We start from the raw sequence: 10,600 nt of genomic DNA, 5'->3' as shown, positions 1-10,600 counted from the left end.
AAATTCTGGCTTAAATCTAACCACTGTATATTTAAGTGATTTATTAAGTCTATTTTCATTTGTCTACTTCCACCTTTTATTCGTTTCTCCTCAGCAATGGCTTCTTCAATGCGAAGAAAAAACATAGAATAAACTAATTTATGGCACTTAATTTAGAACTAAAACTTTTAGGATAGTGATTGTTTTTATGCTGCCACATCCTACTCTTTAAATTTGAGGTTACTCCTGTGTATAATACAGAATGGTAAACATTTGTCATGATGTAAACGCAACCCCCTCTTTTTATGGTTTATATTTTATTCTTAATTCGTTTTAAATACCCTAGTCTTTATGGGGCACAAAACAACCTCTTTATTTTTTTACTTTCTATCCTTTTATTGCTTTAAGATTGCTTTGTTCCTCGCAATGACGGTAAAGGTTAGTATTTCTTAAGTTTTATTTTTTGTATTTAAACATTAATATATTTCCAGCCGCCAGTGTTCCGCCTTCATTAGAAATGTACAAATTATTATCCTTATCAAAAGTAATTCCTTCTGGTTGGTTAAATAAATCTCCATCTAAAGGCTGACTAGATTTAACCTTAAAATCTGCATCGGTAATTAAAATCATTTTATTTATTGATGAAAGAATATACCACTCGCCAGTAACAGGATTTTTAGCGAGTGCCGAAGGGCGAAATTTCACTTTAGAATTACCAGAAACCGCAGCAATATCTTTAAAAGACAGAGTAAATTCATCGCTTTTAGTTAAAGATCCATCATCAGCAATTTTAAAAGAGTATACAATCGTTTCTTTATTTTTTAATTGAGCTTTATTTTCTTTGGTTAAAATATAAAGCATACCAGTTTTTTCATCAGCAAATAGGCCTTCATACTCAGCCTTTGGTACAACATCTTTTGTTTTAACTACATTTGCTGCTTCGGGTTTATTAATTTCTGAAATTGGGAAAGTATGCAGTTCTCCGTTACTTTTTAATACAATAATCAGATTTTTATAAATGGTTAAATCTTCATAATCACCTTTAGCACCAAACTTAGTATACTTAGCTTCTTTATCACTCAAACCTAAACGAAATAAATCCCCATCTTCATCCTGAATTGCAAAAACCTCTTTTGGATCGCCATTATGAAATACAATACCGGATATTTCGAAAAGGTTTTGAGGCATATTGTACTTAACAGGATTTTTGAGATCATAGCTGAAATCTGTTTTTACAGAAACTGCTGTTGTATCTTTAGCATTATCTTCTTTATGCTCACCATTTACACAGGAAACCGTTAAAAATCCAAATCCCATGGCTAGGCATGTTAATAATATAATATTTTTGCTATTTTTCATATTAGGTATTCTGTTTTAATCTTAAAAATTGATAGATTTCATACTGAGACTGAATTGGTTTATTTCCTTCTACAATTGGCACATTATTCATCTCTGCATCAATAGTAACCGCCTGAACATTATCTTGTTTTTGGAGATTGATTATTTCTAATAACTCTGCCTTAATATTTTCATCATATATTGGGAAACACACCTCAATTCTTCTATAAATATTGCGGTTCATCCAATCTGCCGAGCCCAAATACATATCTTGCTTGCCCAAATTATTGAATATAAAAACCCGGCCATGTTCCAGGTAACGATCTACAATACGAATTACCTTAATGTTACTGCTTAAACCAGGAACCCCAGGAACGAGGCGGCAAATGCTCCGCACAATCATAGTAATTTTCACGCCTGCTTCTGATGCATCGTAGAGTTTACTAATTAAAGTTTTCTCTTCGAGGTTATTCATCTTTATGGTAATGGCAGCTTCTTTTCCTTCTTTTGCGTGCTTAATTTCACGATCAATTAGTTGCAAAAAAGCACTTTGCAAATTAAATTGCGCAACCAGCAAATGTTCAAAATTAATTAAGTGTGGCGAGCTAGGTTTTTCTCTCTTTGCTAAAAAGATAAACAGAAGTTCAACTTCGCGTAGCATTGCTTTGTTGGCGGTCATTAAAACATGATCGGTGTAAAATGCTGCCGTACTCTCATTAAAATTTCCCGTTGCAAATAAGCCCGTATAATCAGTACGATCACCAATTTTACGTTTAACAAGTGCAACCTTCGCATGTACTTTTAAGGCAGTAACGCTATAAATAATATCTACACCAGCCTCTTTCATTTTTTTTGCCCATTTAATGTTATTGGCTTCATCAAACCTGGCTTTAAGCTCTACTAAAACCGCTACTTTTTTACCATTTTTTGCAGCACTAATTAGAGCATTAACAATTTTAGAATCGCTGGCTACACGGTACAGAGTAATATAAATTTCGCAAACGGTGGGATCAATTGCCGCTTCATTAAAAAACCTTAAAACCGGATCGTAACTTTGATATGGTGTATGAAAAATAAGATCTCTTTTATGGATTTCCTCTGTTAAGGTACCGTTGGTAATTTCATTATAATTTTTTGGCCATAGCGGATTAGATAATGCGCCAGAGCTTATAGGGAAAGCCATGAAATCTTTAAGGTTGTGGTATCGCCCACCCGCTACCATATTGGCTTTTTTCAAATTAAAAAGCTTTTTAATTAGCTCTAATCCTCTTTCGGAAATGCCTGGCTCATGCAAAAAACGAGTAGCTAAACCAGCATCACGCTTTAAAAGCTGGGCTTCTATTTGTTCTGATAATTCACCCGAATATTCATCAGTAAGATCAATCTCAGCATCTCTGGTTATCTTAAAACTAAAACATCCTGTAATTTCGGATAATGGGAAAACCAAATTTAAATGCGTTCTTATAATGTCATCTAAAAAAACAATCGAAGTTTCTTCGCCATGTACCACCTTATAAAAACGCGGCAGCTGGCTGGATGGAATATTTAAAATTACGCCTTTGTCTTTACCATCCTTTTTTAGCGTAACTAAAAAATAAAGTTCGTTGTTGGAAGGGAAAAAATCTGTTTTCTTATTAATGTAAACGGGTTGTAGAAATGCTAAAACCTGACTTTGAAAGTATCTGGTAAGTTCCTTTTTTATCTCCTCTGGTATCACGGAAGCGTAAACGAGGTTAATTTTATTCTCTTTTAATGCTGGAATAATATCTTCTTGCAGGGTTTTACCATAACGTTGTTGCTGCGTTAAAATAAGCGTGTTTGCCGTATTTAATAAGTCTTGCTCAATTTGAATATCGTTATCACTGTTATTACTCAACTTCTCTAAAGCCAGTAAAACGGGCATCCTAACCCGGTAAAATTCATCCAGATTAGAAGAAAATATTGATAAAAACTTAATCCTTTCTAAAAGCGGCACATTTTTACGTTCGGCTTCCATCAAAATCCGTTCGTTAAACTTTAACCAGCTTAAATCTCTGTTAAAAAAAGAAGTGGTATTTTGTATTTCTACCATAGAATTTAGTCTTTACCAAAAAGTAAAAAAGCAACCATAAATGATAATACCGATACAATTAAACCAAACATAAAAATGTTATATGCTAAGCGAATCAGTTTATATTTTCGCCCAAGTACAACCCCTTGAGAGTATACATCGCGGATGAGTGTGCCATATAAAAAATCTTTATCATTCATTACCTTAACCATTCCTTCGGTATAGTTTTGTAAAGACATTTTGTAAAAATTGCCAAAGAATAAAAGATTTACGCTTTTTTTATCCAAATCTTCTGGTGTAAAAACTCCAGCTGGAATAGATGGGCGTGTTGAAAGGATGGAAACAACAACGCAGGATAAACTCACCATTAGCAAAATAAAGGTTGGTATCATTAAAAAATTACTGCTATCGAGTTTCCTTAAGAGTAAACTCACTACTAAAGATAAAATAATGGAATTTACCGTAATTAGGATGTGTGCCTTATTATCGGCCATATCGCTCAACCTTTGATTGTTTGCTGAAGTAATTCTAAACATCGTTTCAATTCCTTTTTCAGGTCGATCTTTCTTATTACTCTTAGTTTCCTTTTCGATAATAGTCATTGGTTTTTCGTCGACATTTGGAACGACTTCTGCTTCCTTTTCATCTTTATCTTCAAGCGCTTCTGCCAATCTTGATTTGAGTTTATCTATATTTTTTAGCTTTTGATCGCCCAGCAATAAATTTGCATAATCTGTATGATAATGATGAGATTCCATAAACTGGATATCTCTTTTTCTCCATTCTAACTTACTTATGTCTGCTTTATGGATCAGCTCGACCTCTTTATGCATCAGTTTAGCTTTTTTCCTAAAATCTTCTAATCCCAAATGAAAAAGATCGGCATCGCATAATATTTTATCAAGTTGATTAACTGGTTTTTGAGGGATTTTTGTACTCAAAATCGCTGCACTCACTAAATCTATAACCTGTTGCTCTACATTATGCATTGTTAGGTAATGTGCTGCAAGCTCTGCCCCTTTCTGTTCATGATGTAAGGCATCCTCAAAGTAACCCGTATCATGAAACCACGCCGCAACTATGACCACAAAATAATCCTGCTCATTTAATTGATAGTGATTAGCAATTTGTTTTGCCGCATGTACAACATCTTCTGTGTGTTGCAAATTGTGGTAAACTAATCTAGGATCGTGATGTGTATTAAAATAATGAGTAACATGTTGTTCTACATCCTCCTGCAGTTTAATATAATTCATTTCTTTGTTTGGGTATATAAATAGGTTCTAGGTAATTAAAAGCTTGTTAGGCTCTTTTAAATGCTATATTTTAAGTATAAGCAAATAATAAATATAAAAATAAGCTAATTTTCAGATTTATTGCACTCCGCTGCATTAACAATAATAATGCCTGTTGAAACAAAATGTTTTATTCATTATTACTATACAAATTTAAAACAATGATTAAAACCCTGCCTTGACCTTTGGTAAGAAATAAATGCATGATTTTGAAATAAAAAAAAGTATAAATAGAGATTGCCGAGTTTTAATTAAAAATTATGTAATTGAAAATGAGTGAATATTATTATTTTTTGAAATTTAAAGACAAAACTTTTTCCAAAATTGAATTCAAATTTGTAACATTGCACTCGCAAAAAACAAATGTTTTTTCCGGGCCTATAGCTCAGCTGGTTAGAGTAGAAGACTCATAATCTTTTGGTCCCTGGTTCGAGCCCAGGTGGGCCCACTGCTTAAAAGGCCGCTTTCTGAAAAGATAAGCGGCTTTTTTCGTTTATAAAAATAAAAGTTGGTTGGAAAAAATCACTTTTTACACTCTCCTCTACAACAGCGGCGGCGATTAAAAAAAATCAGTTTGCAGAATAAATGATAAGGTGTTTATAGTTTATAAATGCTAGCGAGCGCAAATAATAAAGCCACATGAAAATTTTCGTGTGGCTTTGTTTTAAATAATCTTTAACTCTTTTATAATTTCTTAATGAGATTAATAAGTTATGTAGTCTTTACTTTAAATTAAGTATTTTAATTACAACTGGATTTAAAAGTAATATTTCATTAGATTTTTTATTTTTTGGAATCATAGAAGTTAATGAACTTTGAGCAATATCTAAGGCTGATTCAATACTCATAAGAGGTTCACCTCGTGTTTCGTATCTTCTTTTTGCACTTGGTGAAGTATTTGAAATTAAAATTGGAATAATAATATTTAATTTTTTACGCGTTTTTAGTAAAGAACTATAGTCAATACTATAAAGATCTTTATAACTTGGGAATAGCTTGTACATTAAACTATCACTTACTATTAATTGATCAACCTTTATTTTATTTTCTTTTGATTTAATAATTTTTAACTTAAAAGTAAAAGAATATAGTGCAACACTATCTTCTAAGACCTCTCTAGACTTATCTCTCATCAGTATTTTGTACACTTTCTTTTGCCAATCTGGGATTGTTTCTGATTGTTGGGTTTGCGCAATTGAAATAATTGGGAAAAGCCCTAATAAAAATACAAACAGAATATTAAATGTTTTCATAAGTATTATTGATTATGGTTTTATTCAAGACATTTTGTACCTGTTGCTCCTGGATTATTAGGATCATATGGATTTCTTTCCTGACTATTAATTTTGCTCTCAGCCGGAAGTGCCTGGACAATCCCTGATTTTGCTATAATTTCAGCCCTATTAGGATCAAAGCCTGGATTGAATGCTAATATTGTATTTTTTATTCCTGTCACAAATCTCTGATACCCCATACTTATATGTGCTTCGTCCTGTACTAATAATCGACCACCATTTACCTCTACCCCAAGAAATTGCCTATCAAACTCCGCCTTCCCTAAATCGCTCAATTTTTGAGCAAAATATGCATGCAAAGCTTCGTGATATAAAGTTGCGAGTATAAACTCTTGCGTTGAATTATTTAATACATCAGGATTAATACCAATTTCATGAAAACCTACTCCTGATTCAGGAGTCGTATTTCCTCTCATGTAATGTCCATCTATGTTGGTTCCAGCCAACGCAGGATCTGCTACAAAATTAAGGTTTTTTAAATCATTAGTATTAAAAGCATTTTTTATCAAATTGGCAATATCACTATTCAATGTTTTCATCTTTTGCACAAGTGCCTTTGCGCAAGGGTAATTTTCGAACTCGTCAGTTATTTCAGGAACAGTTGTAGTCACGGGTGTCTGGCCTATTGGTCGAATGGGATCAGGTATAACACCGCCACTACCATCTGGCGAAATTTGTACCCCAGGGCAAAACTGTCCATAGACATACCCTTTAATGTAAATTGAACATATTGGTGGTGAATCCTCAACTGAGATGCAACTTGTGGCATAAACAGGGATTGTCATAGTGTAACAGCTGTTCCCAGGCGCTTCCACTTGAATTCTGCCGTTACCAAAATTACTCATGTTAATTTTTTCTCTCAGACTAGGATTCATTGTTTCTTTATATCCAGCGTATGTTCCAGACCTAATACCTTGTACAGCTTTCCCAGCATCAAATGACCATCCATTTATGAAATTACCTTTTGTGTTATAAAAATAAATATAACCAGTAAATTGATCTGTTTGGGTGTAATGTACAGGTTCATTTGAAATACTAGACATATAATAACCATCAGTTATTTTATCCGTTTTAGCATCTTTCAATATTAACAACTTAAACCTACTCGTCGATTGATAGTTGTTTTTATCGCCCTTATTTAAAAAGCCGTTCGTCATAAAGGCATTATCAGTAGGGGTTAACTCAACCTCATACACGATTTTATCTTTTAATTGATTTACATAAATATTACTCCAATTTGGAACCATACCGGAAAACAAAATGCTGTTTTGATCAAAGTGTTTACTTTGCCAGTCTTTTAAAGTTTGAAGGTCGGTTTCTGATAGTTTTCCATCACCAGTCTTATCTTTTTTACAAGACGTTATGGCTAAAAGGCAGACTATAAAACATAGCCCGATTGCCCGAAAAGGCAAAGAGAGTGCATTAATTTTTTTCATCAGTTTAATAATTGTGTTAATAAATTAATTGTTAAATTTTAAGGATGATGATTCCCCTAAGATAATTTCATAATTTGAATGATTAGCCGTTATAGATTGAATTTACACCAAATGGAATTAGGCGTTATCTGAATAGCCTAAAAAGGCAATCGGATCAAATAAATTTACATGAAATTAATTTTTCACGTACACCAAAAATAAAATTTAAAGTCAGTAATCGTAGTTATAAACTTACGAATTACATTATCATTATTTGAATTTTAAAGCGATATAATTAAGCATATAAATGATGTTGATAAATAATGTTGTTTTCGACTTCACTCACTATTTAATTTACTAAAAATATCAGTAAATTAAATATAGTCAAATTTGAACTTTAATGCGAAAAGCTTACTTTAGAGAATATTACGGCTTTCTTCCATTATAAAGAACTTAGACTAACTTAAATGATTAATGAACGTTTCGAATGTGAAATTTTAAGAGCTAGCAGAAATAGGCTTTTTCAATTAATTGAAGCGAATAATCATGAAATATTATTTAAAATTCCAAAAGGTTTCAACAATAATATAATTTGGCAAATTGGTCATTGTATTACTTCTCAACAAAGGCATATGTACATGCGTAGTGGATTACCAATGTATATATCCAAAGAATTTATGGATTGTTTCAAAATCGGATCTTCTCCAGGTTCTTGGAAAATTACTCCAGATGTTGATGAGGTAAAACATTTATTGATTGATACAGTTAACCTCCTTGAATCCGATCTGGAATCCAAGCTATTTGTCAATTATACCCCCTTTGAATTGCCTATAGGGTTTCAAGTGAAAAATCATGTTCAAGCACTACAAGCTGCTAACTATCACGAAGCGGAGCACAGCGGGAAGATTTTTACGTATTTGAAGCTATTAATCAATGAATGAATTACATCTGTGAAATTTAATTATTTCATAATATCGGAAATTGCCCGTAGCAATAGCATAAATATCTTTTCTAAATGGGCAATTACGCTTAAACCAGATAGGAAATGATTTGAGAAGCACACAGGTATGACAATTTTTAGTTTCCAAATAAACATAAACTAATTAAGTTGATTATTTTCGCCCAAAACTGCAACCTTATTTACTTTGGTATTGTCTACTTAATATGTCTATGGGCGAAGAGCAAAAAATTATAGTACGTATAATCAAAGGAGATACCAAGGCATTTTCACTTTTGGTGGATAAATATCAGAATTTGATTTTTCATATTGCCAAAGGAATCGTTCCAGAACAAATGGATGCAGAAGATGTGTGCCAAGAGGTATTTGTAAAAATTCATAAAAACATAGGAACATTTAAATATCAATCAAAACTATCTACCTGGATTGCTCGCATAGCTTATTTTACGGCTCTTAATCATCTAAAAAAAAGCAAAAAAAACTTTACTGAAGATTATCCTGATGATTTATTGAATATTGAAATGGATCAGGATGACCCTGAAGAAATCCTAATTAAAAAAAATACTTCAGCATATATAAATAAACTCATTAATCAGTTACCAGAAAATTATCGGGTGGTATTAACGCTTTACCATTTAGAAGAATTTTCAATCGAAGAGATAAATGAAACTACGGGAATGCCTGAGGGTACAATAAAAAATTATCTATTTCGAGCTCGAAAAATGCTTAAAAATAAAATTACACCTCATTTAAAAGCAGATTATGAATAAGGATGAAGACTTAAGAATTCAAGAAATTCTTGACCAAAAAATAAAAGGAATAAAAGGGGTTTCTTCTGATATGATGGATACAGAGGATTTAAAAGCCTATGAATTAATTTATGAGCAATTGGGGAAAGAACCTATTGAGCATCTTTCTCTTTCCTTTAAAGCTAACGTATTAAGACGAATTAAACTCGAAAAGAAAAGGACAAGCGATACCCTTTTTTACTGGGGATTAGCCATAATTTCTTTGATTGGAATTATTGTAATTGCTATCATTTTCTTCGCCTTTAAAGATGCCTTTGCTCCTATTTTGGTGGTTATAGATAAGGCGAAAGGCTTTATTGGCATTGGAATCGTTGCTATACTTGTATTCACCATCGTGGAAAAAAGATTAATTAAGAGCAATATTTAAGGTCTTATTTGCGCCATACTTTCTTTTGCCTTTTTTATAGGTATAACAAAAACGCAAACTCATATTATTTGCGTTTTTGTTATTAATAGAATCTACCAATTACTTTTTATTACTATTTCCTAATGTTTTAATCCATTGTATAGCAGCAACAGTTGGTTCGGGGGTTTTAGAAGATGATGTATTATGCCCCAATTCAGGAAACAATCGATATTCGTACAATTTACCCTTTGCTTTAAGTTCATTTAAATGCTCTATTGATACATTAACTGGGACTTGAATATCCTTCTCTCCAAAAAGCCACAATCCTTTAATTGATAGTTTAGCAAGAGATTTTTGTGGATCAGTGGCTGTAAATTGATACCGATCAGCATCATTACGGATATGTTCGCGTGCTTCGCTTTCTGTATGGGTATCCCAAAATTTAGTATTTCCTTGTGTAAAAAACTGAAATCGCAACTGCTCCAACGTGTTAATAACCGGTCCGCTAAACAATACCATAAAGTTTACATTATTATTTTTTTCCGCCGCCAGAGGAATTACCCAACCAGCCTGACTAAAACCCATTAAACCCAACGGCCCATGGTTACGCGGTAAATTTAACAATAGTGCATTAGCTGCAGCACTAGCATCAACTGCTAATAAATCAAGATTGGTAGAATCAATATTGTTTGTTCCAACTTCTGGTCCAACATAAACCCCACCAGATTGCCCCACCCCACGTTTATCGTAAGTTAATACAGCAATTCCATTTTTGGCCAGAAGCATTGCCATTTTTACCATCCTTTTTTCCTGACCAGAACCATGGATTAAAACTATTGCCGCATATGGCTTTCTGGGTATATAGATTGTACCTGCTAATGAATCGGCACCACTTTTAAATTTTATATTTTCTTCTATAAAGCTAGAATCAGCCACAGTCTGGCTAAGTGCAGTAAAACTCAAAAAGCATAATAGCAGAAGCAAATATGGCTTAATTGTTTTTAAAATGTGGAGGTATTTAATTGTTTTCATAATAAATTTTTGACATTAGTGTTCTACCCCAAGCATTTTACCTAGGTTAAAAGTTATTAATAATTAGTTATAATATGTGGTTT

Annotated in this window: 10 protein-coding genes and 1 tRNA gene; 4 read left to right on the top strand and 7 right to left on the bottom strand. The window is 32.7% G+C overall.

Going from position 1 to position 10,600, the window contains the following annotated elements; all coding sequences use genetic code 11:
- Positions 1–133: 133 nt before the first annotated feature.
- From EHC72_RS23075 to EHC72_RS08760, 4 genes are all read right to left on the bottom strand, one after another.
- Complete coding sequence (locus tag EHC72_RS23075) at positions 134–259, bottom strand: GIY-YIG nuclease family protein (RefSeq protein WP_233167074.1); 126 nt, start codon at positions 257–259, stop codon at positions 134–136.
- A 176-nt stretch (positions 260–435) separates the two neighbouring features.
- Positions 436–1,296 carry an SdiA-regulated domain-containing protein gene (locus tag EHC72_RS08770; RefSeq protein ID WP_165585795.1) on the bottom strand — a complete coding sequence of 287 codons (861 nt, stop codon included), beginning with the start codon at positions 1,294–1,296 and terminating at the stop codon, positions 436–438.
- Positions 1,297–1,339: 43 nt separating this feature from the next.
- The gene (gene ppk1, locus EHC72_RS08765) at positions 1,340–3,388 is read right to left on the bottom strand and encodes a polyphosphate kinase 1 (protein ID WP_131537309.1); all 2,049 of its coding nucleotides are present in this window, start codon (positions 3,386–3,388) and stop codon (positions 1,340–1,342) included.
- A 5-nt stretch (positions 3,389–3,393) separates the two neighbouring features.
- Positions 3,394–4,623: a Pycsar system effector family protein gene (locus EHC72_RS08760; RefSeq protein WP_131537308.1), complete on the bottom strand. Its 1,230-nt coding sequence runs from the start codon at positions 4,621–4,623 to the stop codon at positions 3,394–3,396.
- A gap of 413 nt (positions 4,624–5,036) precedes the next feature.
- Here EHC72_RS08760 and EHC72_RS08755 point away from each other — a divergent pair.
- Positions 5,037–5,110, top strand: a tRNA-Ile gene (locus EHC72_RS08755).
- A 274-nt stretch (positions 5,111–5,384) separates the two neighbouring features.
- Here EHC72_RS08755 and EHC72_RS08750 read toward each other — a convergent pair.
- Complete coding sequence (locus EHC72_RS08750; protein WP_131537307.1) at positions 5,385–5,915, bottom strand: hypothetical protein; 531 nt, start codon at positions 5,913–5,915, stop codon at positions 5,385–5,387.
- 20 nt (positions 5,916–5,935) lie between these two features.
- Positions 5,936–7,393, bottom strand: coding sequence for a SprT family zinc-dependent metalloprotease (locus EHC72_RS08745; RefSeq protein WP_131537306.1), 1,458 nt, complete (start codon positions 7,391–7,393; stop codon positions 5,936–5,938).
- A 446-nt stretch (positions 7,394–7,839) separates the two neighbouring features.
- Between EHC72_RS08745 and EHC72_RS08740 the strand changes: the two genes are divergently transcribed.
- The 3 genes from EHC72_RS08740 (at position 7,840) to EHC72_RS08730 (ending at position 9,506) form a co-directional block, all read left to right on the top strand.
- Entirely contained in the window at positions 7,840–8,313 is a 474-nt protein-coding gene (locus EHC72_RS08740; protein WP_131537305.1) for a DinB family protein, read from the top strand.
- Between the two features lie 229 nt (positions 8,314–8,542).
- Complete coding sequence (locus EHC72_RS08735) at positions 8,543–9,100, top strand: RNA polymerase sigma factor (RefSeq protein WP_131537304.1); 558 nt, start codon at positions 8,543–8,545, stop codon at positions 9,098–9,100.
- Positions 9,093–9,506: a hypothetical protein gene (locus tag EHC72_RS08730; RefSeq protein ID WP_131537303.1), complete on the top strand. Its 414-nt coding sequence runs from the start codon at positions 9,093–9,095 to the stop codon at positions 9,504–9,506. The genes EHC72_RS08735 and EHC72_RS08730 overlap by 8 nt, the downstream gene beginning before the upstream one ends.
- A gap of 99 nt (positions 9,507–9,605) precedes the next feature.
- Here the strand turns inward: EHC72_RS08730 and EHC72_RS08725 are convergent, their stop codons facing one another.
- Positions 9,606–10,517, bottom strand: a complete 912-nt coding sequence (locus EHC72_RS08725; RefSeq protein ID WP_131537302.1) for an alpha/beta hydrolase family protein — start codon at positions 10,515–10,517, stop codon at positions 9,606–9,608.
- Positions 10,518–10,600: the final 83 nt, after the last annotated feature.

Origin of the sequence: Pedobacter nototheniae (assembly GCF_004335085.1) — a bacterium.
Classification (GTDB): domain Bacteria; phylum Bacteroidota; class Bacteroidia; order Sphingobacteriales; family Sphingobacteriaceae; genus Pedobacter; species Pedobacter nototheniae.
This window is presented reverse-complemented; position numbering and strand designations above follow the sequence as displayed.

Coding starts and splice junctions, on each gene's coding strand:
- EHC72_RS23075 (WP_233167074.1), bottom strand. CDS start 259: ATGACAAATGTTTACCATTCTGTATTATACACAGGAGTAACCTCAAAT.
- EHC72_RS08770 (WP_165585795.1), bottom strand. CDS start 1,296: ATGGGATTTGGATTTTTAACGGTTTCCTGTGTAAATGGTGAGCATAAA.
- ppk1 (WP_131537309.1), bottom strand. CDS start 3,388: ATGGTAGAAATACAAAATACCACTTCTTTTTTTAACAGAGATTTAAGC.
- EHC72_RS08760 (WP_131537308.1), bottom strand. CDS start 4,623: ATGAATTATATTAAACTGCAGGAGGATGTAGAACAACATGTTACTCAT.
- EHC72_RS08750 (WP_131537307.1), bottom strand. CDS start 5,915: ATGAAAACATTTAATATTCTGTTTGTATTTTTATTAGGGCTTTTCCCA.
- EHC72_RS08745 (WP_131537306.1), bottom strand. CDS start 7,393: ATGAAAAAAATTAATGCACTCTCTTTGCCTTTTCGGGCAATCGGGCTA.
- EHC72_RS08740 (WP_131537305.1), top strand. CDS start 7,840: ATGATTAATGAACGTTTCGAATGTGAAATTTTAAGAGCTAGCAGAAAT.
- EHC72_RS08735 (WP_131537304.1), top strand. CDS start 8,543: ATGGGCGAAGAGCAAAAAATTATAGTACGTATAATCAAAGGAGATACC.
- EHC72_RS08730 (WP_131537303.1), top strand. CDS start 9,093: ATGAATAAGGATGAAGACTTAAGAATTCAAGAAATTCTTGACCAAAAA.
- EHC72_RS08725 (WP_131537302.1), bottom strand. CDS start 10,517: ATGAAAACAATTAAATACCTCCACATTTTAAAAACAATTAAGCCATAT.